We start from the raw sequence: 24,317 nt of genomic DNA, 5'->3' as shown, positions 1-24,317 counted from the left end.
GGGGCTCGCAACCCCGGCTCACTCCTCGCGCTCACGGTGTCTCCTGTGTTCGCGACTGCGGGGCTCGCAACCCCGGCTCACTCCTCGCGCTCACGGTGTCTCCTGTGTTCGCGACTGCGGGGCTCGCAACCCCGGCTCACTCCTCGCGCTCACGCAAGCACCACGGAGCGGGTCAGGTGCCGGGGCGCGTCGGGGTCGAGGCCGCGGCTGGTGGCCAGCGCGACGGCGAAGCGCTGGGCGAGGATCAGGTCGGCCATCGGGTCCACCGGGTTGCGCCCGGCCGCCCAGCTCGTGAGCACCGTGTGGCAGCCGTGCGTTCGGCTGTGCACGAAGGCGGCGCCGGTCGCGGCCACGTCCTCCGGCAGCCCCTCCGGGATCCCGCCGAACGCCCAGACCAGCCGGCCGGGGGCGGCGATCGAGATCGGGCCGTGCCGGTAGTCCATGGCCGGGTACGCCTCGGCCCAGAAGGTGGCCGCCTCGCGGCACTTCAGCGCGGCCTCCTGGGCCAGCCCGACGGTCCAGCCGCGGCCCAGGAAGGTCACCTGCTCGATGGTGGCCGGGTCGATGGGCAGCGGGGCCCGGACGGCCACCTCGGCGTCGGCGGCGAGCCGGCCCAGGTCCTCGCCGAGGTGGGCGCGGAGCAGCGCGAGCGCGGTGGTGGCGAAGCGGGTCTGCACCACCGAGCGCTCGTCGGCGAAGGGCAGCGGCACCGCCGCGTCGGCCAGTTCGACGGCCGGGGAGGCCGGATCGCCGACCAGGGCCGTGGTGGGCAGCTGCCCGCGCAGCGCGGCGAGCAGGTCCAGCACCTCGGTGGTGGTGCCGGAGCGGGTGATCGCGATGACCCGGTCGTAGCGGCGGCCGGTGGGGAACTCGCTGGCCTGGAAGGCGTCGGTCTCGCCCTGGCCGGCGCGCTCGCGCAGACCGGCGTACGCCGCCGCCATGAACCACGACGTGCCGCAGCCGACGACGGCGACCCGCTCGCCGGGTCGCGGCAGGCGGTCGGCGACGCTCGGGGCGAGCCGCGCAGCCTCCCGCCAGCAGTCGGGCTGGCTCGCGATCTCCGCGTGCACGTACGCCATGACAACTCCTCGCCAGGGGGAGACCTTGCGCAATACGGCGCGATATGGCCGCCTTTCGCGCGCCATTCTGCGCGATTCAGGGTGGCCGTGGCAACCGGCTCCCACATCGCGCAGGGCGTGGTTTTGCGCCTCGCCAGTTTCGCGCACTACTGTGCACGCAATCAATCACCGTTCGTGCAGAGTCAGTGGAGGCCCCGCGGTGGACCGCTACGCCCGATGGAACGCGCTGCTCGAGATGCTGACCGACAGCGGCCGGGTCAGCGTCGAGGAGGCGGCCGAGCGCCTGGACGTCTCCCAGGCCACCATCCGGCGTGACTTCGACCAGCTCGCCCAGCAGCAGATGATCACGCGGACCCGGGGCGGCGCGGTTGCCAACGGCGTCTCCTACGACCTGCCGCTGCGCTACAAGACGGCCAAGCACTCGGCCGAGAAGCAGCGCATCGGCACGGCCGCCGCCGCGCTGGTCTCCCCGGGCACCGTGGTCGGCCTGAACGGCGGCACCACCAGCACCGAGGTGGCCCGGGCCCTCGCCGTCCGCCCCGACCTGAACACCAGCGCCGAGGGCGCCCAGCTCACCGTGGTCACCAACGCCCTGAACATCGCCAACGAGCTGCTGGTGCGCTCGCGGATGAAGGTGGTGGTGGCCGGCGGCGTGGTCCGGCCGAAGTCGTTCGAGCTGGTCGGCCCGTTGGGCGGGGCGCTGCTGCGCGAGGTGACGCTGGACGTGGCGCTGCTCGGCGTGGACGCCATCGACCCCCAGCTCGGCGCCGCCGCCCACCACGAGGGCGAAGCGGCCATGAACAGCCTCATGGTGGCCCGGGCCAAGCGGGTCGTGGTCATCGCCGACTCGTCCAAGCTGGGCGGACACGCGTTCGCCCGGATCTGCCCGGTGGACCGGGTGGAGACGTTGGTGACCGACTCCGGCGCGTCGCCGGCCGTGGTGCAGGCGTTCCGCGACGCGGGCGTGCACGTCGTCTGCGCCTGACGCCACCTTCCTCCGTCCCCGGCGCCACGTCCCGGCGCGCCTGACCCGAATCCGGGAAAACCCCGATGCATACCGGGTATTGTCACCGGCTGCATACCGCGTATGGTGTCGAGCTGACACCTACTCATCGGGGGAGGTCAGCTTGTCGGCTGTCCTGGAGATCGAGGGTCTCCGCAAGACGTACCGGAGCCGGAAACGCGGGGTCCGCCACGCGCTCGACGGCTTCGACATGCGGGTCGAGGCCGGCCAGGTGCACGGCTTCCTCGGCCCCAACGGCTCGGGCAAGACCACCACGCTACGGACGCTGCTGGGGCTGATCCGGCCCAACGGCGGCCGGATGGCCATCCTCGGCCAGGAGCTGCCGCAGGCGCTGCCCGCGGTCGCCGGCCAGGTCGGTGCCATCGTGGAGAGCCCGCAGTTCTTCCCGCACTTCTCCGCCCGGGACACCCTCGGGCTGCTCGCGCAGGCCGGTGAGCTGCCCCGGCAGCGGGTCGACGAGGTGCTGGAGCTGGTCGGGCTGCGCGACCGGGCCGGAGAGCGGGTGAAGACCTACTCGCTCGGCATGAAGCAGCGGCTCGCGGTCGCCTCCGCGCTGCTGAAGAACCCGACGCTGCTGATCCTGGACGAGCCGGCCAACGGCCTCGACCCGGGCGGCATCCGGGAGATGCGCGGGCTGATGCGCGACCTCGCCTCCGCCGGGATGACCGTGGTGCTGTCCAGCCACATCCTCGGCGAGATCCAGCTCATCTGCGACTCGGTCACCATCATCTCGCTGGGCCGGCGGGTCGCGTTCGGGCCGGTCGACGAGGTGCTCGCCGCGCACTCGCAGGGCGCCGTGCGGGTCCGCCTGGAGGCGGTCACCGACCTGCCGCAGGCGGCCGAGACGCTGACCCGGGCCGGGATCCGGGTCGCCGCCGAGCCCGACCACCTGATGCTGTCCGGCGTCGACAAGCCGGCCTCGGTCAGCCGCGTCCTCGCCGAGCAGGGCCTCTACGTCAGCGAGCTGACCCCGGTCGCGGTCGACCTGGAGAGCGTCTTCCTCGAACTGACCGCCACCGCGCCGGTCCCCGGCCAACACCGGCAGGTCGACCAGTCCACGAAGGTCGGTGAGCCGGGCAGCGGCGCCACCACGGGAGGTTGGGGCGCATGAGCCTGTACGTCACCGAACTGCGCCGGCTCAGCAAGCGCCGGGTCACCCGGCTGCTGCTGGTCCTGCTCCTGCTCGGCCTGGCCACGGTGGCCACCGCGTTCAGCTTCTCCAGCCACCAGCTCTCCAAGGAGACGGTCGCGGCCGCCCAGGTCGAGTCCGAGGCCCAGTACCAGCGGGCCTTGTCGGACTGGAAGAAGACGGTCGCCGACTGCGACGCCGCCAAGGCCCGCGGCGACCAGGACACCGAGGAACGGTACGGCCCGAACTGCGGCCGGGACTGGCAGCCGCAGCCGGAGATGTTCGACCCGAAGTGGAACCTGCCCTACCAGTTCGACTTCCGGGCCGAGTTCCCCATGTTCATCGCGGTCTTCGCCGGGGCGGTGGCGCTCTTCGCGTTCATCGTGGGCGCCTCGTACGTGGGTGCCGAGTGGAGCACCGGCGGAATGATGAACCTGCTGCTCTGGCGGCCGAAACGGCTCGCCGTGCTGGGCACCAAGCTGGCCGCGCTGCTCACCACGGTGCTCGGGGTGAGCCTGGTGCTCGGCGCCTTCTGGACGCTCGCCTTCTGGCTCATCGGCCGCTACCGGGGGACCACCGCCAAGGTGACCGCCGGCGTGTGGCAGTCCATCGGCCTCGACGGGCTGCGGGCGGTCGGGCTCATCCTGCTCGTCGGCGGGGTCGCCTTCGCGCTCGCCTCGCTGGGACGGCACACCGCGATGGCGCTCGGCGCGGCCGTGGCGGTCTTCGCGATCAGCGAGATCGGCATCCGGATCGCGGTGGCCGTGCTCTCCGTGCCGTTCGGCGACCGCTACGTCCTGTCCACGTACGCCCAGTCGTGGTTCATGAAGCAGGTGGAACTCTTCGACTACGACACCTGCCAGTTCGCCAAGGGCGCGTGCGAACCCGCCAAGCTGGTGGTGACCTGGCAGCAGTCGGCGCTGGTGTTCGGGGTGGGTGCCGCCGCCGTGCTGATCGGCGCGTTCTGGTCGATGCGCCGGCGGGACATCACCTGACCGGCGCGCACCCCGCGTCCGATGCGGGCCGGGCGGACCCTGGTTAGGCTGGGGTCCCCCGGCCGGCGTCGTTCGCGCCGGCCCTCCCCGTCCTGCTGAGGAGCGCCATTGCCCGCCGACGCCACGGAGCGGGCCGCCACCGACCGGCCCGAGTCGTCCGGGACCGCCGACGTCGCGCGCCGGGAGGCCGGCGTCACCGTCCCGCCACCCCGCTCCGCCCCCGCGGTCGAGGCCGCGCCGCCGGACGACGGGCCGGCGACGGCAGCTCCGGCGGAGCCCGGGGAGACCGACGGGCTGACCGAGCGGGAGCGACGGATCCTCGCCTTCGAGCAGCAGTGGTGGAAGCACGCGGGCGCCAAGGAACAGGCCATCCGGGACACCTTCGGGCTCTCGGCGACCCGCTACTACCAGCTGCTCAACGCGCTGCTCGACCAGCCGGCCGCGCTGGCCGCGGAGCCGGTGCTGGTCGGCCGGCTGCGCCGGCTGCGCTCGTCCCGGGCCCGGAACCGGCGGCGCTGACCGGCCGCGCCACCCTCGGGTCCGCCCGCCCCGGCATGGGCTCCGGCGCTCCGGGTAGGCGGCGGACGGCGACGGAGGGAGCAGACGGATGGGGGCACCAGACCGCCGGTACCCGATCGGCAGCCGGGCGGCCCGGCCGGTCGGGACGGCGCCGATGATGCGGGTACGCTCCGCCTCCGATCCGGCCCCCGGCCGGCTGGAGAACGAGGACGTGGTCTTCCGGTTCGGCCCGCTGGTCGGTGTCCTCGACGGGGCCACCGTGCCGGAGGGCTTCGACACCGGCTGCGTGCACGGCCCGGCGTGGTACGTGCGGCACCTGGCCGCCCGGATCGGCCTGGCCGTCGCGGCCCGCCCGGCGGCCACGCTGATGAGCAGCCTGGCGGCGGCGATCCTGGCGGTGCGGGCGGACCACGGCGGCGACTGCGACCTGGACCACCCGGGCACCCCGTCCTCCACCGTCTGCCTCCTCCGGGAGGGCGGCGACCAGGTGGACTACCTGGTGCTCTGCGACAGCCCGCTGGTGCTCGACACCGGCGACCGGATCGGTGCGGTCTCCGACGACCGGCTGGACGCGGCACTGGCGGACCTGCGTCGGACCGCGGCCGCGCTCCCGGACGGGGGCGACCCGGCCACCCGGTTCCGCCATGCGGTCACCCTGCAGCGGACCCGGATGAACCGGACGCACGGCTACTGGGCGGCCGCCACCGACCCGGACGCGGCGTACCACGCGGTGACCGGAACGCTGCCGCTGCGCGGGCCGGGGGCGGTGCGACGGGCCGCGCTGCTGAGCGACGGCGCCTCCTGCGCGGTCGATCAGTTCGGCCTCTTCGACTGGGCCGGCCTGCTCGATGTGGCGACGGCCGAGGGCCCGGGAGGGCTGATCGACCGCGTCCGGGCGGCCGAGCGGGACCATCCGGACCGGTTGCGCCGGCGCAAGCGCACCGACGACGCCTCGGTGGTGCTCTGCGAGTTCGCCCCGCCCGAGTGAGCACCCTCACCGCCAGAACGGACCGGTCGGCTGACAACGGAGCGTGAGGTCGGAACACCCCGGGGGTACGACCGGTCGACCCCCTCGGCCGGACCGGCAGTCCGGGCCCAAAGGGGTGGACTTGGGCCGGTACGACCGGCAGACTGCGCCTCGTGAGGGGTGCCGTACGACTGGAGCCGGTGGACGAAGGCAACCTGGAGCCGTTGCTCTCCGTAGCGGCTGCCGAGGCGGAGCCAGAGGATGTCATGCCCCCGGTGCAGGCACCGGCGGGCTGGTCGCTGGCCCGCCGGGAGGCTTTCCGTGAGTTCCACCGGGCGAGCTTCGGCGGGCTGGACGGCCCGACCCGCACCCGCATGTACGCGATCGTCGCCGGCGGCGAGGTGGTCGGCATGGTCCGGATGACCCGGTGCGACGAGCCGGGGACCGTGGAGACCGGGATGTGGCTCGGCCGCTCGGCGCGCGGCCAGGGGCTGGGCGCCGCGGCCCTGCGGGAGCTGCTGCACGCCGCCGCCGCGGCCGGCATGCACACCGTCGTGGCCGAGACGACACCGGACAACCAGGGCGCCGTTTCGGTCCTTCGTAAATGTGGTGCGGAATTGCGCGAGGAAGACGGAAAGCTGCGCGCGAGAATGTGTCTCGATTCCGCTCTGCCGACGCACTGAATTGCTAATTGCCCTGAGTAAACTGTTTTGAGTTCTCCCTGGCCTGCGCGGTCCGTCTGCCCGCTTTGTGCTCTTCGTCCCGTCTCTCTCCCGGTTATCCAATTCCGTAGTTAACCGCGTCTCCCTGGCTCCGCCGGAATGTTTTGCCGGTGGGGTGACGGGTACTGCCCGCCGGGTCCGCTGATACGGAACGTCGGTCGCAGGCCCCTTTTCCGCTGATCCCCGGCAGCTGTCTTTCCGGGCCTGCTCCAGATGAGGTGTCCGCTTCCGCCGGGGAAGCGAAGGAGAACTGATGAAGAGCGGAGCACGGGTAGCGCTGGCGGTGGGCTTCGGCTACCTCCTCGGGCGCCGGAAGAAGATGCGTACCGCCCTCACCCTGGCCGCCGCGGTGGCGGCCGGGCGGGCCAGCCAGCGACCGGGCGGGCTGATGCAGCTCGGCACGGACCTGCTGAACGTCCCCCAGCTCGGCGGCCTCGGCAAGCTGGGCGCCCCGCTGGCCACGGCCGGCAAGGCCGCGGCGACCGCGGCGGCGGGCAGCGGCATCGACGCCATCAGCGGCAAGCTGCGCGGCAGCGCCGACGCGCTGCGCCGGAAGTCCGGCGGCGGCCGGCCGGACGAGGAGCCGGCGGAGGACCAGCGCTCGGCCGCCGACGACGAGGAGGAGCTGGACGAGCAGCCCACCGCGGAGGACGAGACGGACCGGGGCGGGCGCCCGGTCGTCGCGCGACGGCAGCGGGGGCGGTGACCATGGCGACCAGCAACCTCACGGACAAGGCACGGGAGCAGCTCGGCGGCGAGCTGCGCAACCTGGCCTCGGCCATCGGTGAGCGGGCCATGCACGTGGTCACCGAGCGGATCACCGGCGCCACCGGGCGACTGAGCGACTACGCCAAGCAGGGCGGTGGCCCCGGCCTGGTCGCCGCCGCCACCGGCGCGCAGAAGCTCGCCGAGGGCAGTTCCCCGGTCAAGGCCATGTTCCATGCCGGCCTGGCCGGCGGTAAGGAGAAGTTGATGTCGGCGTTCGGCGGCGGCAAGGGAGGCAAGGGCGGCGGCAAGAAGCTCAAGGTCACCAACATCGTCGAGACGATCGAGGTCGGTGTGCCGGTCCGGGTCGCGTACAACCAGTGGACCCAGTTCGGTGACTTCCCGAGCTTCATGAAGAAGGTTGAGCAGGCCGACTGGGACTCGGACGGGAAGATGACCTGGAAGGCGCAGGTCTTCTGGTCGCACCGGACCTGGGAGTCCACGATCGTCCGGCAGATCCCGGACCGGCTCATCCACTGGCGGTCCAAGGGCGAGAAGGGTTCCGTCGACGGCACGGTCAGCTTCCACGAGGTCGCTCCCGAGCTGACCAGGATCCTGGTCGTGCTGGAGTACCACCCGCAGGGCCTCTTCGAGCACACCGGCAACCTGTGGCGCGCCCAGGGCCGCCGGGTCCGGCTGGAGCTGAAGCACTTCGTCCGGCACATGATGACGCAGACCGTGCTCGACCCCGACTCGGTCGAGGGCTGGCGCGGTGAGATCGAGGACTCCCAGGTGGTCAAGGACCACGAGACCGCGCTCCGCGAGGAGCAGGAGGCCCGCGAGGAGCGGGAGGGCCGCGAGGAGCGGCAGGCCCGGGGCCGCGCCGAGGAGCCCGAAGAGGAACCCGAAGAGGAGCCCGAGGAGGAGCCGGAGGAGGAGCGCCGGCCCGCACCGCGCGGCCGCCGCAGGCCGCCGCAGCGTCGCCGTCCCGCTCCCGAGGAGGAGTACGCGGACTACGACGAGGGCGACGACTTCGACGACGACGAGTACGCCGAGGAGCCCGAGGAGGAGGAGCCGCCGCGCCGCCGCGCCCCCGAGCGGGCGCGCCGCCCCCAGCCGCGCGAGGAGCGGGAGGCACGCCCCGAGCGCCCGCGCCCGGTCCGGCGGGCTCCCGAGACACCACGACGGCCGGTGGTGCGCCGCCGGCGGGAGGAGCGTGAGGAATGACCGTGGCCACCACGACGGGACAGCCGGGCAGCGCCCTGGAACGCACCAGCGGCGGCGGTGGAGGCACCCTCGCCGACGTTGTGGAGACCGTGCTGGACAAGGGCGTGGTGATCGACGCCCAGGTGTCGGTCGCCGTGGTCGGTATCCAGCTCCTGGAGATCAACGCACGGATTGTTATCGCCAGTGTCGATACGTACCTGCGGTTCGCCGAGGCGGTCGACCGGCTGAGCATCGTGCCGAAGGACCAGAAGGGCCTGCCGGACCTCGTCGGTGACGCGGCCGGCGCGGCCACCAAGGGCAAGGCGGTCTCCGGGCTCGGCAAGGCGGCCCAGGAGATCAGCGGCGCGGTGGCCGACTCGATCCGGGACCGCGGTTCGGAGCGGGAGCGGGAGCGGGAGCGGCCGCGCCGACGGCGGGACAGGGAGCTCTGAGATGGCCAAGGAGAAGGGACTGTTCATCTACGGCATCGTGCCGTCCGACGTGGAGCCGACCCCCGAGGCCGAGGGGGTCGGCTCCCCGCCCGGCGAGGTCATTGCGATCCGGCACGGCGAGCTGGCCGCGCTGGTCAGCGAGGTCGGGCTGGAGGAGCCGCTGGGCCGGCCGGCCGACCTGACCGCGTACGAGCGGCTGCTCGACGGGACGGCCGTGGTCGCGCCGGTGCTGCCGGTCCGGTTCGGCACGGTGGTGACCGGCGAGGACGCGGTGGAGGATCTGCTCGCCGCGCACCACGACCGGTTCGCCGCCGCCCTCGACGAGGTCGAGGACCGGCTCCAGTACACCGTGCACGGGCGCTTCGACGAGCAGGAGTTCATCAGCGGGCTCCTGGCGGAGAACGCCTCCGCCGCCGCCCTCGCCGACGAGGTGCGCGGCCGGCCGGAGATGGAGAGCCGGGAGCAGCGCATCCGGCTCGGCGAGATGATCAGCCAGGCGGTGGAGCTGCGCCGGGAGGCGGAGAACCGCGACCTGATCGACGCGGTCGGCGGGCACGTGGTGGCGGACACCGCCCTCCCACCCAGCCACGAGCTGGACGCGGTGCGCGTCTCGTTCCTGGTGGACGGGGACGACGAGGACGAGTTCGTCCAGGCCGTGGAGGACTTCGCCGAGCGGCGGCGGGACCTGATCCGGATGCGGCTGATCGGTCCGCTCGCCCCGTACGACTTCGTCAGCGCGCACCGGCTGGTGGAGTGACCGCGTGGACATCCTGTGGACGCTGCTGACCCTGCCGTACGCGCCGGTGCGGGGACTCACCGCGCTGGTCAAGGTGGTGGCGCGCGAGGCGGAGTCGCAGCAGTACAACCCGGTCAACATCCGGCGCGAGCTGGAGGAGCTGGACCGGGCCGCGGCGGCGGGGGACATCACGCCGGAGGAGCGGGACCGGGGGCAGCAGCAGGTGCTGGAGCGGCTCACCGGGCCGGCCGCCGGGGCGGACCGTACCCCGCCGCAGCGGGAGGCCGGGCCCCGACGGCCGGCGCCCGCCCGGCGGGGTACGGCCGGCGGCCGTCGCGGTGCGGCGCGGCGCGGACGAGGGGGAGGACCATGACGGCACGGATCCGGGGTGACGGCGACCGGGAGCGGTGGCGCGACCGCGGTGGTCGGGCCGAGGAGCGGTATCTCGACGAGGACGACGAGGAGGCGGTCAGCGCGGGCGAGGCGGCCCGGGAAGGGCTGCGGCAGGTCGTCGCGCTCACCGGCAAGGATCCGCTCGGGGTCACCTCGATCCAGCCCACCGACGACGGCTGGCGCATCGGGGTGGAGGTGGTCGAGGACCACCGCATCCCGGCGTCGACCGACCTGCTCGGCCTGTACGAGGTCGAGCTGGACATGACCGGCAGCCTCCTCGGCTACCGGCGGACGCGCCGCTACCAGCGCGGCAAGGGGGACTGAGATGACCATTGGGCGGGCGCCGTCGGTCGTGCAGAACTCCGGTCAGGTGCTGCCGGCCGGCCACGAGCCGGCGAACCTCGGCGACATCCTGGAACGGGTGCTCGACCGCGGCATCGTGATCGCGGGCGACATCCGGGTCAGCCTGCTCGACATCGAGCTGCTGACGCTGAAGCTGCGGCTGGTCATCGCCTCGGTGGACACCGCGCGGCAGATCGGCATCGACTGGTGGGAGCACGACCCGTGGCTCAGCTCCCGGGCCCGCCCGCCGGTCGAGCCGGGCCCGCGCGACCCCGAGGAGGTCGAGGCGTCCCGCCGGCCGCGGGTGGCCGCCCGGGCCGAGCGGGACACGAGGGAGGGCTGGCATGACCACGACCTCTGATCCCATCCGGGACACCGGGACCGCGGTCTGGCTGCACGGGGTGGTCACCGGAACGGCCACGCCGGCCGGGCTCCCGGGCATCGCCGGCACGCCGGTCCGGGCCGTGGCCGCCGCCGGCCTGGTCGCTGTGGTCAGCGACGCCCCGCTCAGCGAGTACGGCGAGGCCGCGCTGCGCCGCAACCTGGAGGACCTGGCCTGGCTGGAGCGCGCCGCCCGGGCGCACCACGCCGTGGTGGACGCGCTGTCCCGGTCAGGCGCGGTGGTGCCGGCCCGGCTCGCCACCGTCCACCGCGACGACGACCGGGTGGCCCGGGTGCTGGTCGAGCGGCACGACGAGCTGGCCGGCACGCTGGCCCGGCTCGCCGGCCGCGCGGAGTGGGGCATCAAGGGGTACGTGGTGCCCGGCGCCACCCCGCGGGTCGAGGAACCCGCCGGTGGTGGGGGCGGGGCCGGCGCGGCGTACCTGCGGCGGCGCAAGGCCCAGCTCACCGCCCGGGAGGAGGGGCAGCGGGTCGCGGCCGACGGGGCCGCGGCCGTGCACGCCGCCCTCGCCGGGTACGCCGTCGCCGCCCGCCGGCACGCCCCGCAGGACCGGCGGCTGTCCGGCGCGCCCACCGCCATGGTGCTGAACGGGGCCTATCTGGTCGACCGCGACCGCTGGGACGGCTTCGCCGGCCTGGCCCGGGAGTTGGCGGAGGGGCACCCGGAGCTGCGGCTGGAGCTGACCGGCCCGTGGCCGCCGTACTCCTTCGTCGCCGAACCGGAGGCGGAGCCGACATGGGCGTGACCACGCTGGCGCCGAACAGCGCCGACGACCCGCTGACCTACCGGCCGGTGGCCCTGGTCGACCTGCTCGACCGGGTGCTCGCCACCGGCGTGGTGATCACCGGGGACCTCACCCTGGCCATCGCGGACATCGACCTGGTGCGCATCTCGCTACGCGCGCTGATCGCCTCGGTCGGCGCGCTCGCCCCGCCCGAGCCGGAGGCCGCGCCGTGACCGGCCGGGACGAGGCGGCCGAGCTGGCGGCGGCGCTGGGCGAGCCGGGGTGGACGGCGCCCCGGGTCCGGCCGCTGGACCGCCGGCTCGCCGTCGACCAGGACTCGGTCGAGCGGGGGCTGGCGAGCCTCGTGCTCACCGTGATCGAGCTGCTCCGGCAGCTCATGGAACGGCAGGCGCTGCGCCGGGTCGACCTCGGCGACCTGACCGAGGAGCAGGTGGAACGGGTCGGCGCCACTCTGATGGCCCTGGAGGAGCAGATGACCCAGCTCCGCGAGTACTTCGGCCTCGCCCCCGAGGACCTCAACCTCGACCTCGGGCCGCTCGGCCCGCTGCTGCCCACCGACTGAGCTCACGGGCGGGTGGCGGCGTAGGCCTCCAGCCGGGCGAGCTGGACCGGGTCCAGCGAGGGGCGGACCCGCGTACGGGCCGCCTCGACGTGCGCGGCGGTGACCGTGCTGGCGGCCAGCGACTCGCGCATCGCGGCGAGGGCCGCCTCGCGGATCAGCGCGGCGCAGTCGGCCGCGGAGAAGCCGTCCAGCTCCGCGCCGAGCGCGGCCAGGTCCACGTCGGGCGCGAGCGGGACGTGGCGGGCGGCCGCACGGAGGATCTCGGCGCGGGCCGGGCCGTCCGGCGGTGGCACGTACACCGGGCGTTCCAGCCGGCCGGGGCGGAGCAGCGCCGGGTCGACCAGCTCCGGCCGGTTCGTCGCGCCGACCACCACCACGTTGCGCAGCGCCTCCACCCCGTCCAGCTCGGTGAGCAGGGCGGCGACCACCCGGTCGGTGGTGCCCCCGTCGGTGGCCTGGCCGCGGACCGGGGCGAGGGCGTCCACCTCGTCGAGGAACACGAGGGTGGGCGCCGCCTCCCGGGCCCGGCGGAACAGCTCGCGGACCGCGCGTTCGCTCTCACCGACCCACTTGGAGAGCAGCTCGGCGCCCTTCACCGACAGCACGTTGGCCCGGCCCGAGCCGGCCAGCGCGGTGACCAGGTAGGTCTTGCCGCAGCCGGGCGGTCCGTAGAGCAGCACCCCGCGCGGCGGCGTCACGCCCAGCCGCGCGAAGGTGTCCGGGTAGGTCAGCGGCCACAGCACCGACTCGGTCAACGTCTGCTTGACCTCGTGCAGGCCGCCGACGTCATCCAGGGTCACCGAGGCCAGCTCCAGGGTGGACGCGGCCATCGTGGTCGGCCGGACCACCTCCAGGGCGGCGGCGAAGTCGGCCATCGCCACGGTCGGGTTCTCCGCCGTCTTCTGCCGCAGCGCCGCCCGCACCCCGGCCTCCCTGACCAGCGCGGCCAGGTCGGCGGCGACGAACCCCGGCGTACGGGCGGCCACCTCGTCCAGCCGCACGTCGTCGGCCAGCGGCACCTGCCGGGTGAGCACGGTGAGCTGCTCCCGGCGCAGCGCCGCGTCGGGCAGCGGCACGGTGATCCGCAGCGAGAGCAGGTCCGGGGCGCGCAGCGCGGGATCCACCGCCTCGGGACGCCCGGTCGTGCACACCACCGCCGCCCCGGCGCCGACCGTCTCGGCGACCACCTGCCGGAACACCGTGGCCAGCGGGCCGGGCTCGTCGGCCGGGGCGACCGCCTCGACGTCCGTGACCAGCAGCACGGCGGGCCCGTTGGCGCGGACCGCCGCGGCGGCCTCGCGCAGCCGGCGGGCGGCGGCGTCGTTGCTGAGCGCGGCCAGTTCCGGCCCCCACAGCGGGCGGACCTGCGCGCGGACCCGGGCGGCGACCGCGCGGACGAGCGCCGACTTGCCCGAGCCGGCCGGGCCCCCGACGAGCACGCCGAGCGAGACGGTCGTGCCGAGCCGGCCCAGCACCTCGCGGTGGTGGAAGCCCAGGTCGAGCAGCTCGGTCAGCTCCTCGGCCTGCGCCCGCAGCCCCGGCAGCTCGTCCACGTCGGGGGCGTCCTCCGGGCCGAGCAGGCCGTCGGCCGGCGCGGGCGCGGCCGGTGCCGCCGGGCCCGCATCGCCGGCCGGTCCGGAGCCACGGGTGGCCGGGCCGTGCTCCCAGCCGACCACGGTGTCCATGGTGACCAGCGCGCCGGTCGCCGGCTCGGCCGCCACCACGGTGAGCAGGGTGCTGGTCCAGGCGTAGCCCACGGTGGTGGCCAGGCTGCGCCGGGCGGCCTCGACCAGGCCGCGCAGCGCCGCGTCGGGGAGCACGTCCTGGGGCAGGAGGGAGACGTCGTCCCCGGCGGTGACCACCTTGCCGAGCAGGGCGAGCCGGAGCATCTCGGGGGAGACCGCGGCGACGACGCCGACCGGCCCGGCCAGGGTGAGCCGGTGCGCCGGTGTCGCCGGCAGCGGGCTCACGGTGACCTGCCCGCCGTCGCGCAGGCCCAGGTTGCCCAGGAGCAGGTCGTCGGCGTAGAGCAGGGCGCTGCTCGCGGTCGGCTCGGCCGGGGCGGCGATGCCGGCGGTCACCCGGCGGCCGGCCAGCCGCACCGGGTCGCCGGGGCGCAGCGCCAGCGCCGTCAGCACCTCGGGGTGCAGGCGGACGACGCCGCGCCGGGCGTCGAGCGCCGCCGGCCGCAGGCTCGCGGTGAGAGTCAGGTCGGGTTCCGCCACCCGCCCGACAGTAGCCGCCGGCACCACGCCGTGCCGGTGGGCCTTCAGAGCGGGCCGGTGTCGTCCAGCAGGGAGGGATCGCGCCGGATCATCTCGGCCAGCCGGGCCGCCGGGTCGGTGACCATCCCGTCCTGACCGGGTGCCGGCACCGTCTTCACCGACATGGGCCAGGCCGGCGGGGGCGCCGGCGCGGGCGCTGGACCGACCGTCACCTCCGGACCGGACCAGGCGACCCGCACCGGGTACGCCTGCCCGCCCAGTTCCACCCGCACCACGACGGCGAGCCCGGGGTGCTCGGCGACCACCCGGCGGACCGCCTCGGCCACCTCCTCGACCGGGTCCCGCAGGTCGCCCCCACGCAACCGGTACGCGCCGTGCTCCGCCCGCCCGTCCCGCTCGTCCCACCCCGCCTCGTCGGCCTGCCCGGCCGGCTCGCCCGCCAGTGGTGGCCGGCGGCGCCGCGCCTCCTCGCGCCGCGCCAGCCGGGCCAGGGTCTCGTCCAGATCACCTCTCATCACGTCCACCCCTTCCGTGATCACGGGTCGAACCGACGGCCGGTTCAGGCCCCTTTCTCCCGGGTCGCCCGGTGCAGCGCCCGGTCGAGGACGACCAGCAGCGCGTCCCGTACGGAGAGCCGGTCCCGGGCGTCGAACTGCACCAGCGGCACGTGCTCGCCGATCGCCAGCGCCCAGCGGATCGAGGGCAGGTCGAGGGCCAGCCGGCCGTCGAAGGCGTTCACCCCCACCGCGAAGGGCAGCCCGGCCCGCTCGAAGAAGTCGATCGCCGGATAGCAGTCGTCGAGCCGGGCGCTGTCCACCACCACGAGCGCGCCGAGCGCGCCCCGGGCCAGGTCGTCCCACATGAACCCGAAGCGGGCCTGACCGGGTGTGCCGAAGAGGTAGAGCTTGAGGCTGCGGTCGATGGTGACGCAGCCGAAGTCCATGGCGACCGTCGTGGTGGTCTTGTCCGAGTCCGCGCCCGGGTCGTCGACGCCGATCCCGGCGCTGGTCATCTCCGCCTCGGTGGTCAGCGGGGCGATCTCGGAGATCGCGCCCACCGTGGTGGTCTTGCCCACCCCGAAGCCACCGGCGATGAGGATCTTCACCGGGACGGGCGCGCGCGGCGCGGCCACCGGACCGACCGTCGGGACCGCCACCTGGGGCGGCCGGTACGGCGGCGGCGGAGCCGGCGGGGCGGTCCGGCCGGCCGGCGGGCCGGCGGCGGCCGGGGCGGCGTACCGGGTGGCGGCGCTGTTCGCGACCGGGCCGCCGGCGGCGGCGGCCGGCCATTCAGGAGATCGCACGGAGTCCATCAATCACTCGCAGGATGAGGTCGGGGTCGAGGGCGTCGTCGGCGTCCCCGAGGTGCACGTCGAGGTGCCCGGCGGCGCGGAGGTCGCCGACCAGCACCCGGGTCACGCCGAAGTGCATCCGCGTGCGGGCGGAGATCTCCGCGACCGAGATCGGTTCGGCGCAGAGCGCCACGATCGTCGCCAGTTCCGTGGGCAGCTGGGCGATCACCGCCCACGAGCCGCTCTCCGGGCGGGCGGTCACCTGGGTCTCCAGGCCGATCGCCGGGTCGCCGTCGACCCGGCCGGCGGTCAGCACGAACGGACGCGGGCCGGCCGGATCCCCGGCGTCCGCGTCCGGCCCGGGGCCGGGTGAGGGCGCGCGCAGGAAGGGGCGGATCCGGGTGCCGGGCTCCGGCTCCGGGTCCTCGCCGGCCGCCTCCGGGGTCATTGCTGGACGGCGTTCTTCAGTTCGGCGATCAACCGGGGGGTCAGGGCGCCGCCGGCCCGGCCGGCGAAGAGCGTCATCTCGTACGCCACGGTGCCCAGGTTGGCGGAGCGGTCGGCGACCACGCCGAGCACCGAGCCGCTGCTGATCGCGCTGATCAGCAGGTAGCCCTCGGCCATGTCCACGATCACCCGGTTCAACCCGCCGAGCGCGTACCAGCTGGCCGCGCCCCCGGCGAGGCTGGTCATGCCGGAGACGACCGCGGCCAGCCGTTCCGCGTTGGACCGGTCCTTGATGGCGGACATGGCCATGAGCAGCCCGTCCGAGGAGACCGCGATCGCTTCCATCACCCCGGCCGTGCTGGAGGTGAACGAGTCGAGCAGCCAGTTGAAGGTGCGCGCCTCCGGGCTGAGGCCGCCGGCGGTGGTCTGGTCGGCGTTGTCGTGCAGGAACGGGCTGGTCACCGTGATGGGTCCTCTTCGTAGCGGCGGGCTGGACTGACTTCGCGCAGAGCACGGGCGACGCCCGCCTCGAACTCGGTGATGAGGTCGCGGACCTCGGCCGGGTCCCCGGGCTCCGGTTGGGCCGGCGGGGCGGCCCGCACCGGGGACACCGCCAGGTTCGCCCCGGGCACCCGGCGGCTGAGCCGGGGACGGCCGGCGGTGGGCACGGCCGGGGCGGTGTCGTCCTCGGCCCGGCGTACTCCGTCCTGGAACGCCTCGACCAGGGCCCGGACGGCGGCCGGGTCGGCGGTGGCGGCGCTCACCGGCTCGAAGCCCGGACCGGCGGGCGGCAGGCTCGCCCCGGGCACCCGCTGCCGGATCAGCGGTCCCGCCCCGGAGGGCGGGAGGCCGGTCGCCGGCCCGGCGGCCGGGGGAGCGGCCGGTGCCGGGCCGACGACCGGGGTCGGCGGGTCGGCGACGCCGGGCCGGGGCGTGGCCGGGGCCGGTGTGGCCGGCGCCACGGCGGGCGGCCAGGCGGGTGGCGGTCCGCCGGCGGGTGCCCCGGGTTCGACGGCCGGGCTGCCGAAGGCGTTCCAGGACTCCCCGGCCGCCAGGCTGCGGGTGGCCCGGCTCAGCAGCGCCGCGTCGAAGCCGGCCGGCTCGCCGGCGGCCGGGGTCCGGGTGGGCTCGGGCAGCGCCCGGCGCTCCCGGGACGGCACGGAGGCCCGCGCCACGGTCGCGCCGGCCCGCTCGGGACGGCGGACCACCAGCAGGGCGGCCGGGATCTCCACGTGGGCCGTCACCCCGCCGCCGGCGGTCGCGGCCAGCCGGACGTCCCAGCCGTGCCGGCGGGCCAGCCGGCCCACGACGAAGAGCCCCAGCACCTCGGTCGGGGCCAGGTCCAGCCGTTCCCGGCGGGTGAGCCGCGCGTTCTCCGCGGCGAGGCGCTCCTCGGTCATGCCGATGCCGCGGTCCACCACGGTGAGCCGGGCGCCGCCGTCGGTCTGCTCGCCGGCCACCAGCACCCGGGTGTGCGGCGGGGAGAAGGCGGTCGCGTTCTCCATGAGCTCGGCCAGCGCGAGCACCAGGTCGCCGGCGATCGCCGGCCCCGCCGACACCCCGGGGGGGACCTGCACGTCCACCCGGGTGTAGTCCTCGATCTCGCCGAGCGCGAGCCGGACCAGGTCGCCCAGCGGCACCGGCGCGACGTGCCCGTCCGAGCCGGTCGCGCCGGAGAGCACCACGAGGCTGCCGGCGTTGCGGCGCAGACGGCTGGAGATGTGGTCGAGGCGGTACAGGTGCTCCAGCCGCCCCGGGTCGGTCTCCTGCCGCTCCAGCCGGTCGATGAGGGCGATCTGCCGGCCGACCAGGTTCTGCGTACGCCGGCCGACGTGACCGAACATCTGCGCCACGTTGCGCCGGCCGGCCACCTGCCGCTCGACCAGCCGCGCGGCGGTGCGCTGCACCCGTTCGAAGGCGCGGGCCAGGTCGCCGATCTCGTCCCGCGCCCGGACGTCGATCGGGTCGAGGCGGACCGGCGCGAGCGCCTCGGCCTCGTCGTCGACCACCCGGGTCAGCTCGGCCTCGGCGACCCGGGCGACCCGGTCCGCGGAGCGGGTGAGCCGGGTCAGCGGCCGGGCCACGGTCCGGGCCACCGCCATGCCGAGCAGCACCACGGTGAGCAGGATCGCGGCGGCCGCCGCGCTGACCAGCCAGGCGGCGGCGAGCGCGTCCCGCTGCTCGTTCCGGGTCTCGGCGATGACGTCCGCGACGATCTTCTTCTCCACGAACTGGCCGAGGGTGATCATCGAGCGGACCGAGGGGAACAGCGCGTCGACCGGCACGGCCGCGATCGCCGCCACCGGGTCCTTCTGGCTGTCGACCAGGAAGGTGGGACTGGTCCGCGCGGCGACCGCCGCGTCGTCCAGCATGGCCAGCCGGGTCTGCTCCGGCGTGATCAGGCTGCGGAACCGGCGGGTGTCCACCATGAGGGCGGCCATGCAGGCGATGTACGAGCCGGCCACCTTCGGGTCGCCCGTCGTCTTGACCAGCACGATCAGCGTGGCGCAGGCGCCCAGCCCCTCGTCGGCGCGGAGCAGGGCGTCCAGCGCCAGCACCTGCCGCCCGGCCGAGGTGCCGGTGTCGACCTGGAACGGCAGCCGGAGCGACTCGATGAGCGCCATGTCGACGGTGCGGAACGCATTCATGATCTCGTCCGGCGTGGCCTCGCCGGCGAGCACGGCGGTCCGCAGGTCGGCCAGCGTGCGTACCCCGTCGAGGGCCGTCCGGACCGGCGCCGGCAGCGGCTCGGCCCGCAGGTCGGCGACCCGGTCGTCCACGGCGGCGGACTTCTGGATCAGCTCGGTGCGGGTCACCCGGCCGAGCAGCGACCCCACCGAGAGCAGCCGTTCCTGCTGGAGGTCCTGCACGAGGCTGCCGATGCGGCTGGCCACCCGGACGGTGTCGGCGATGTCGGAGGCCCGCTGGGCGGCGGCGACCCGGTCGAGGACGACCGGCACGGCCAGCCCGACCATGCTGAGCAGCGGGATGATGACCAGCAGGGCGAGCCTGCCGCGGATCCGGAGCCTACCGAGCAGCATCGAACGGCCTCCACCGCTCGGCTTCGCCGGCCCGCCCGCCGCCGACCACCAGGAGTTCGCCGTCGGCGGGCGGCTCCGGGCGGGTCGCGGCCGGAAGCGGTCCCGCCTCGGCAGGCTCGCGGTCCGCCTCGGCGGCCCGGCGACGGGCGCGCCGCAGCGCGCTGAGCAGCACCCCGGCCAGCACGGCGAGCAGCACGCCGGCCACCGCGACGGCGGTCCGGGCCAGCCAGCGGTCCCGGTCGAGCCCGTCGAGGCGCTCCGCCAGCAGCGCGTCGAGCTGGTCGAGGATGACCTGCCGGAGCTGGGCGGCGGCCGACTGCGCGCCGCGCCGCGCGGCGCCGAGCTGGACCGGATCGGGCCCGGCCGCCCCGGCCGGCGCCGAGAACGCGGCCAGCGCCTCCACCGACCGCTGGTAGGTGTCCAGCGGGGTGAGCACGGTCGGACCGAGGTCGGTGCTCTCCGAGTTGTCGACGGCGGCCCGCAGGTCGTCCACCAGGTCGGTGGCCGGCCCGAGGGCGGCGACCCGGAGTTCGGCCAGCTCGGCGACGGTCCTGGGGCGGTCCGCCGCGGGCCGGCTCGGGGCGAGGGTGGCCACGTCGGCGAGGCGGCCGGCGGCGACCATGGCCGCGGGCAGGTCCCCGCCGATGGAGTCCTGGAGGAAGAACGAGTCGGAGCGCGGGTCGCGGATCAGGCCGGAGGACTCCCGGACCTTCCGGTGCAGGGCCAGCAGCAGGTCGGTGACCTCGGCGTACGCCTGGAAGGCCGCCTGCGGGCCGGCGAGCCCGCGCTCCGGCAGGGCCTCCAGCTTGGCCCGTACGCCGGCCCAGCGTTCCCGGGTGCGGAGCTGGTCGCCGATCGCGCTGTCCACCTGCGCCGCCTGCTCGACGGCGGCGGTGAGCGCCGTCCGGGAGACCGGCCGGCCGGCGACCGCCGTGGTCTGCGCGTCGGTCAGCGCGTCCGTGACCGGCCCGAGCGCGCGCAGGTACCGGACGCCGAGCCGTTCCCGGGCCGCCAGCTCGCGGTCGTCGCCGGTGTGCCCGTCGGTCTGGGCGAAGAGCAGGCCCAGCGGGGCCAGCAGCGCCAGAACCAGCAGCAGGGGCAGGGCGCGGCCCGGTACGGAGGGCCGTCGGCGGACCCGCGGCGCGGGGACGGTCATGGTCGGTCTCCTCCGGCGACGGCGGGGGACGGTCCGGAGCCGGGGGGTCGCCGTTTCCGCAGTCCCGTGCACCGGACCGGAAAAGTAATCGAATCGGGTGCGGCTGGGAGCGTGGTCGCCGAGTCGGCTTCGCGTCACTCCGGGTCGCGTGACGTCCGGTTGACCTTGCACCTACGGAGCGTCCGATATGGCCTGACAGCAGGTGTGATCGGCGGCATTTGCGCTCGTAGATGTGATTTCACGGGATCCGAATTCATCCCGCTGGGACGCTCTGGACCTTCTGCGGTCGACGGGACCCGGACAACGAACGGTGCAACCGGACGGACGTACGGCGGATCTCAGGGAATGCTCAGCCGGTGGCCCGTAGCGTGTGCCGCATGAGATCACCGCTGCCCGTCGCGCGGATCCGGCGCGCCCTGGCCAGCCGCCCTCGCCGGCTCGTCGCCACGGTGGTGGTGGTCGTCCTGGTCGCCGCCGCCCTGGTTTGGGCCGCCCGCCCGGACGGCACCGACTTCCGCACCGAGTCCGCGCTGGTGACCGTCCGCTCGGGCCCGTCCGGCGACGAGCCGGTCGACCTGGACACCACCCTCTACCTGCCCGACGACGCCTCGGCCCGGCACCGCGTCCCGGCGGTGCTGCTGGCGCACGGTTTCGGCGGCACCAAGGAGTCGGTCCGCTCCGACGCGGAGGACCTGGTGGCCCGGGGCTACGCGGTGCTCACCTGGACCGCCCGCGGCTTCGGGCGCAGCGGCGGCGAGATCCACCTGGACAGCCCCGACTACGAGGTGCGGGACGCCCAGCGCCTGCTGGACCGGCTCGCGGCCCGCCCGGACATCCGCCTCGACGCGGCCGGCGACCCCCGGGTCGGCGTGGTCGGCGGCTCGTACGGCGGCGGCCTGGCCCTGCTGCTGGCCGCGCAGGACCGCCGGGTCGACGCGATCGTCCCGATGATCACCTGGAACGACCTGTCCCGCGCCTTCCTGCCGGAGAGCACCGGCAAGGCGCCCACCGAGGGCGTGTTCAAGAAGGGCTGGGCCGGCATCTTCTTCGGCGGCGGCGGCAACGCCGGCTCCGGCCCGGCCGGGCTCTCCGGCACCGGTGCGGCGCAGCCGGAGGGCGCCCCGGCGTCGGCCGGCGCGCCCAGCCCCCAGCCCGGCGGTGGTCCGGGCACCGGCCCCGGCCGTGCCCCGGCCGGCGCCGCGGACCCGTCCTGCGGCCGGTTCGCCGCCGACGTCTGCGCCGCGTACCTGCGGATCGCCACCACCGGCCGGGCCGACGGCCCCGCGGTCGACCTGCTGCGCCGCTCCTCGCCGGCCGGGGTGCTCGACCGGATCACGGCACCCACCCTGCTGGTGCAGGGCGAGGCCGACACCCTGTTCCCGCTCACCGAGGCCGACGCCAACGCCCGGGGCATCGCCGCCGCCGGCACCCCGGTGCGGGTCGCCTGGTTCACCGGCGGCCACGACGGCGGCGCCGGACCGACCTCGGACTCCGACCGGGTGAAGTTCCTGACCGCGCAGTGGCTCGACCACTACGTCCGGGGCGAGGGGGAGGCGCCCGGCGACACCTTCACCTTCTCCCGGATCGCCGGGTTCGACGCGCTGGACCGGGGCCTCGTGGCCACCGGTTACCGCACCGCCGACTACCCGGGCGTGACCGGGCAGGGCCGTCGCGAGGTGACCCTGGCCGGGCCGGCCCAGCCGGTCGCGAACCCGCCCAACGGCAACCCGGCGGCCATCTCGTCGGTGCCGTTCGCCGGGGCTCTCGGCTCGCTGCTCGACGGTGTGGCCGGCGACATCCCCGGCCAGCACGCCCGCTTCGAGTCCGCGCCGCTGCCCGAACCGGTCGACGTGGTCGGCGCACCGGCCGTGCGGATCCGGGCCGCCTCGTCGACCGGCGAGGCGGTGCTCTTCGTGAAGCTCTACGACGTCGACCCGCAGGGCGCGGCCACGCTGCCGGACGGCCTGGTCGCGCCGGTCCGGCTGACCGGCCTGCCCCGGACCGTCGAGGCGGCGCAGCCGGTCACCGTCACCCTGCCGGCGATCGTCCGCCGGATCGAGGCCGGGCACCGGCTGCGGGTCGTGGTGGCCACCTCTGACCAGGCGTACGCAACCCCGGCCGAGCCGGCCGTGCACACGGTGGCGCTCGGTGACGGTCCGCTGGTCCTGCCCACGGTCGACGCCACGCCCATCCCCACCACCGCCACGGTCTGGCGCTGGGTGCTGGTCGGCCTGCTCGCCGCGATCGCGGTCGGGCTCGTCGTGGTCGTCCTGGTCGCCCGCCGCCGCCACCGCCGCCACGACGACTCGGTGCACCCGGCGTACGCGGGCGTCCCGCTCGCCGTCCGCAACCTGCGCAAGGAGTACGCAGACGGCTTCGTCGCCGTCTCCGACGTGGACTTCGAGGTGCACCCCGGTCAGGTGGTCGGCCTGCTCGGGCCGAACGGCGCCGGCAAGACCACCACGCTGCGGGTGCTCATGGGGCTGACCCAGCCCACGGACGGCGAGATCTACGTCTTCGGGCACCGGCTGGTGCCGGGCTCGCCGGTGCTCTCCCGCATCGGCGCGCTGGTCGAGGGGCCGGGCTTCCTGCCGCACCTGTCCGGCATCGAGAACCTGCGGGCGTACTGGCGGGCCACCGGCCGGCCGTGGGCGGACGCGCACTTCGACGAGGCGCTGGAGATCGCCGGTCTGGGCGACTCGGTGCACCGGCGGACGAAGAACTACAGCCACGGCATGCGCCAGCGGCTGGCCATCGCACAGGCCATGCTGGGCCTGCCCGAGCTGCTGGTGCTCGACGAGCCGACGGACGGGCTCGATCCGCCGCAGATCGCCGAGATGCGCCGGGTGCTCCAGCGCTACGCCACCGACGGCCGGGCGGTGCTGGTCTCCAGCCACCTGCTGGCCGAGGTGGAGCAGACCTGCACCCACGCCGTGGTCGTGAACAAGGGGCGGATCGTCGCGTCCGGCCCGGTCGAGGAGATCGTCGGCGAGTCGCCGAGCGTGCTGTTCGACGTGAGTGACCCGGACGCGGCGCGCGGCGTGCTCGGCCGGCTGGCCGGCGTACGGGTGCTGCCCGACGGCGACGGCGGACTGGTGGTGGACACCAACGGCACCGCCCGCAGCGAGGTGGTGGCCGAGCTGGTCCGGGCCGGCATCAGGGTGGACCGGGTGGTGCCCCGGCGACGCCTGGAGGACGCGTTCCTCGCCCTGGTCGGCGAGAACTCTCGGGGAAGCGGGGACCGGTGATGGCGGAGTCCAACGTGGGCACGGTGGTCCGCGGCGGTGCGGCGGCGGGCTACCGGCCGTCGGCGACGCTGCCGTTCCTGGCCGAGTTCCGCCGGCAGGCGTCGCGGCGGCGTACGCAGCTCGCGCTGGGGTTCATGGTGCTGCTGCCGCTGATCATCCTGATCGCGTTCCAGTTCGACTCCGGCAACGACGACCGGAACGGCCGGAACGAGTTCTCCAGCCTGGTCGACCTGGCCACCTCGGGCGGCCTGAACTTCACCCTCTTCTCGATCTTCGTGTCGTCGTCCTTCCTGCTGGTCGTGGTGGTGGCGCTGTTCTGCGGTGACACCGTGGCCAGCGAGGCGAGCTGGGGCAGCCTGCGCTACCTGCTGGCCGTCCCCGTGCCCCGGGCCCGGCTGCTCACGGTGAAGCTGGTGGTCGCGCTCGTCTACTCGGCGCTGGCGCTGGTGCTGCTCTTCGGCACCGCCCTGCTCGCCGGCACCCTGCGCTACGGCTGGTCGCCGCTGCGCAGCCAGGTCGCCGCCGAGCTGGCCCCGGGGGAGGGCCTGGTCCGCCTGCTCGCCGTGCTCGGCTACCTGGCGGTCGTGCTGCTGGTGGTGGCCGGCCTGGCGTTCCTGCTCTCGGTGACCACGGATGCCGCTCTGGGCGCGGTCGGCGGTGCGGTGCTGCTCTGGATCCTCTCCAGCATCCTCGACCAGATCACCGCGCTGGGCGGGCTGCGCGCGTTCCTGCCCACCCACTACAGCAGCGCCTGGCTGGGGCTGCTGTCCACGCCGGTGCAGACCGACGACGTGGTGCGGGGGGCCATCTCGGCGATCGCCTACGCCACCCTGTTCTGGGGTCTGGCCTTCTGGCGCTTCACCCGCAAGGACGTCACGAGCTGAGCGCACGAGAGTAGGATGGGAGCGTTCCCACAAACTCGTCCCACAC

The 24,317-nt window shown here is 75.0% G+C and carries 25 protein-coding genes and 1 pseudogene; 18 read left to right on the top strand and 8 right to left on the bottom strand.

Translation table 11 applies throughout. From position 1 onward, the window contains the following. Nucleotides 1-149 precede the first annotated feature (149 nt). Nucleotides 150-1,079: a sugar isomerase gene (locus ABZW14_RS25645; protein WP_355351094.1), complete on the bottom strand. Its 930-nt coding sequence runs from the start codon at nucleotides 1,077-1,079 to the stop codon at nucleotides 150-152. 199 nt (nucleotides 1,080-1,278) lie between these two features. Between ABZW14_RS25645 and ABZW14_RS25640 the strand changes: the two genes are divergently transcribed. The 16 genes and pseudogenes from ABZW14_RS25640 to ABZW14_RS25565 all read left to right on the top strand — a co-directional run bounded on the left by ABZW14_RS25640 (nucleotide 1,279) and on the right by ABZW14_RS25565 (nucleotide 11,979). After that, on the top strand, nucleotides 1,279-2,064 hold the full coding sequence (locus ABZW14_RS25640; RefSeq protein WP_355351092.1) for a DeoR/GlpR family DNA-binding transcription regulator: 786 nt from the start codon (nucleotides 1,279-1,281) through the stop codon (nucleotides 2,062-2,064). Between the two features lie 142 nt (nucleotides 2,065-2,206). Then, nucleotides 2,207-3,214, top strand: a complete 1,008-nt coding sequence (locus ABZW14_RS25635) for an ATP-binding cassette domain-containing protein (protein WP_355351090.1) — start codon at nucleotides 2,207-2,209, stop codon at nucleotides 3,212-3,214. Beyond that, nucleotides 3,211-4,227, top strand: coding sequence for an ABC transporter permease subunit (locus ABZW14_RS25630; RefSeq protein WP_355351088.1), 1,017 nt, complete (start codon nucleotides 3,211-3,213; stop codon nucleotides 4,225-4,227). The genes ABZW14_RS25635 and ABZW14_RS25630 overlap by 4 nt, the downstream gene beginning before the upstream one ends. Nucleotides 4,228-4,335: 108 nt before the next feature. Continuing rightward, the gene (locus ABZW14_RS25625) at nucleotides 4,336-4,746 is read left to right on the top strand and encodes a DUF3263 domain-containing protein (RefSeq protein ID WP_355351086.1); all 411 of its coding nucleotides are present in this window, start codon (nucleotides 4,336-4,338) and stop codon (nucleotides 4,744-4,746) included. A gap of 88 nt (nucleotides 4,747-4,834) precedes the next feature. Next, complete coding sequence (locus tag ABZW14_RS25620; protein ID WP_355351084.1) at nucleotides 4,835-5,734, top strand: hypothetical protein; 900 nt, start codon at nucleotides 4,835-4,837, stop codon at nucleotides 5,732-5,734. A gap of 152 nt (nucleotides 5,735-5,886) precedes the next feature. Continuing rightward, the gene (locus ABZW14_RS25615) at nucleotides 5,887-6,396 is read left to right on the top strand and encodes a GNAT family N-acetyltransferase (RefSeq protein WP_355351082.1); all 510 of its coding nucleotides are present in this window, start codon (nucleotides 5,887-5,889) and stop codon (nucleotides 6,394-6,396) included. Between the two features lie 292 nt (nucleotides 6,397-6,688). Further along, on the top strand, nucleotides 6,689-7,141 hold the full coding sequence (locus ABZW14_RS25610) for a hypothetical protein (protein WP_355351080.1): 453 nt from the start codon (nucleotides 6,689-6,691) through the stop codon (nucleotides 7,139-7,141). Nucleotides 7,142-7,143: 2 nt separating this feature from the next. Then, nucleotides 7,144-8,367 carry an SRPBCC family protein gene (locus ABZW14_RS25605; protein WP_355351078.1) on the top strand — a complete coding sequence of 408 codons (1,224 nt, stop codon included), beginning with the start codon at nucleotides 7,144-7,146 and terminating at the stop codon, nucleotides 8,365-8,367. Then, nucleotides 8,364-8,585: pseudogene (gene gvpJ / locus ABZW14_RS25600) on the top strand (gas vesicle protein GvpJ); the annotation flags it as partial. The gene ABZW14_RS25605 and the pseudogene gvpJ, both read left to right, overlap by 4 nt. Before the next feature lie 214 nt (nucleotides 8,586-8,799). Beyond that, nucleotides 8,800-9,555, top strand: a complete 756-nt coding sequence (locus tag ABZW14_RS25595) for a GvpL/GvpF family gas vesicle protein (protein ID WP_355351076.1) — start codon at nucleotides 8,800-8,802, stop codon at nucleotides 9,553-9,555. Nucleotides 9,556-9,559: 4 nt separating this feature from the next. Continuing rightward, complete coding sequence (locus ABZW14_RS25590; protein ID WP_355351074.1) at nucleotides 9,560-9,907, top strand: gas vesicle protein GvpG; 348 nt, start codon at nucleotides 9,560-9,562, stop codon at nucleotides 9,905-9,907. Further along, nucleotides 9,904-10,251, top strand: a complete 348-nt coding sequence (locus ABZW14_RS25585) for a gas vesicle protein (protein WP_355351072.1) — start codon at nucleotides 9,904-9,906, stop codon at nucleotides 10,249-10,251. The genes ABZW14_RS25590 and ABZW14_RS25585 overlap by 4 nt, the downstream gene beginning before the upstream one ends. A 1-nt stretch (nucleotide 10,252) precedes the next feature. Further along, a complete protein-coding gene (locus ABZW14_RS25580; protein ID WP_355351070.1) occupies nucleotides 10,253-10,630 on the top strand; it encodes a gas vesicle protein in 378 nt (125 codons plus the stop codon). Then, nucleotides 10,614-11,417, top strand: a complete 804-nt coding sequence (locus ABZW14_RS25575; RefSeq protein WP_355351068.1) for a GvpL/GvpF family gas vesicle protein — start codon at nucleotides 10,614-10,616, stop codon at nucleotides 11,415-11,417. Before ABZW14_RS25580 ends, ABZW14_RS25575 begins: the two co-directional genes overlap by 17 nt. Then, nucleotides 11,408-11,629, top strand: coding sequence for a gas vesicle protein (locus ABZW14_RS25570; protein ID WP_355351066.1), 222 nt, complete (start codon nucleotides 11,408-11,410; stop codon nucleotides 11,627-11,629). Before ABZW14_RS25575 ends, ABZW14_RS25570 begins: the two co-directional genes overlap by 10 nt. After that, nucleotides 11,626-11,979: a gas vesicle protein K gene (locus ABZW14_RS25565; protein WP_355351064.1), complete on the top strand. Its 354-nt coding sequence runs from the start codon at nucleotides 11,626-11,628 to the stop codon at nucleotides 11,977-11,979. The genes ABZW14_RS25570 and ABZW14_RS25565 overlap by 4 nt, the downstream gene beginning before the upstream one ends. Before the next feature lie 2 nt (nucleotides 11,980-11,981). Here ABZW14_RS25565 and ABZW14_RS25560 read toward each other — a convergent pair whose 3' ends face one another. The 7 genes from ABZW14_RS25560 to ABZW14_RS25530 are packed head-to-tail and all read right to left on the bottom strand — an operon-like array spanning nucleotide 11,982 to nucleotide 20,139. Next, nucleotides 11,982-14,204, bottom strand: coding sequence for an AAA family ATPase (locus ABZW14_RS25560; RefSeq protein ID WP_355351062.1), 2,223 nt, complete (start codon nucleotides 14,202-14,204; stop codon nucleotides 11,982-11,984). Between the two features lie 44 nt (nucleotides 14,205-14,248). Next, complete coding sequence (locus tag ABZW14_RS25555) at nucleotides 14,249-14,719, bottom strand: hypothetical protein (RefSeq protein ID WP_355351060.1); 471 nt, start codon at nucleotides 14,717-14,719, stop codon at nucleotides 14,249-14,251. 44 nt (nucleotides 14,720-14,763) lie between these two features. Beyond that, nucleotides 14,764-15,516: an ATP/GTP-binding protein gene (locus tag ABZW14_RS25550; protein WP_355351058.1), complete on the bottom strand. Its 753-nt coding sequence runs from the start codon at nucleotides 15,514-15,516 to the stop codon at nucleotides 14,764-14,766. Beyond that, a complete protein-coding gene (locus tag ABZW14_RS25545) occupies nucleotides 15,494-15,943 on the bottom strand; it encodes a DUF742 domain-containing protein (protein WP_355351056.1) in 450 nt (149 codons plus the stop codon). Before ABZW14_RS25545 ends, ABZW14_RS25550 begins: the two co-directional genes overlap by 23 nt. Continuing rightward, nucleotides 15,940-16,404, bottom strand: coding sequence for a roadblock/LC7 domain-containing protein (locus ABZW14_RS25540; protein ID WP_091267341.1), 465 nt, complete (start codon nucleotides 16,402-16,404; stop codon nucleotides 15,940-15,942). The genes ABZW14_RS25545 and ABZW14_RS25540 overlap by 4 nt, the downstream gene beginning before the upstream one ends. After that, on the bottom strand, nucleotides 16,401-18,983 hold the full coding sequence (locus tag ABZW14_RS25535) for a nitrate- and nitrite sensing domain-containing protein (RefSeq protein ID WP_355351053.1): 2,583 nt from the start codon (nucleotides 18,981-18,983) through the stop codon (nucleotides 16,401-16,403). Before ABZW14_RS25535 ends, ABZW14_RS25540 begins: the two co-directional genes overlap by 4 nt. Then, the gene (locus tag ABZW14_RS25530) at nucleotides 18,970-20,139 is read right to left on the bottom strand and encodes a hypothetical protein (protein WP_355351051.1); all 1,170 of its coding nucleotides are present in this window, start codon (nucleotides 20,137-20,139) and stop codon (nucleotides 18,970-18,972) included. Before ABZW14_RS25530 ends, ABZW14_RS25535 begins: the two co-directional genes overlap by 14 nt. A 377-nt stretch (nucleotides 20,140-20,516) precedes the next feature. Here ABZW14_RS25530 and ABZW14_RS25525 point away from each other — a divergent pair, with 377 nt between their 5' ends. Then, the gene (locus tag ABZW14_RS25525) at nucleotides 20,517-23,387 is read left to right on the top strand and encodes an alpha/beta fold hydrolase (protein WP_355351049.1); all 2,871 of its coding nucleotides are present in this window, start codon (nucleotides 20,517-20,519) and stop codon (nucleotides 23,385-23,387) included. Continuing rightward, entirely contained in the window at nucleotides 23,387-24,271 is an 885-nt protein-coding gene (locus ABZW14_RS25520) for an ABC transporter permease subunit (RefSeq protein WP_355351047.1), read from the top strand. The genes ABZW14_RS25525 and ABZW14_RS25520 overlap by 1 nt, the downstream gene beginning before the upstream one ends. Nucleotides 24,272-24,317 lie beyond the last annotated feature (46 nt).

The organism is Micromonospora sp. NPDC004551 (assembly GCF_040609975.1).
GTDB lineage: Bacteria > Actinomycetota > Actinomycetes > Mycobacteriales > Micromonosporaceae > Micromonospora.
This window is presented reverse-complemented; position numbering and strand designations above follow the sequence as displayed.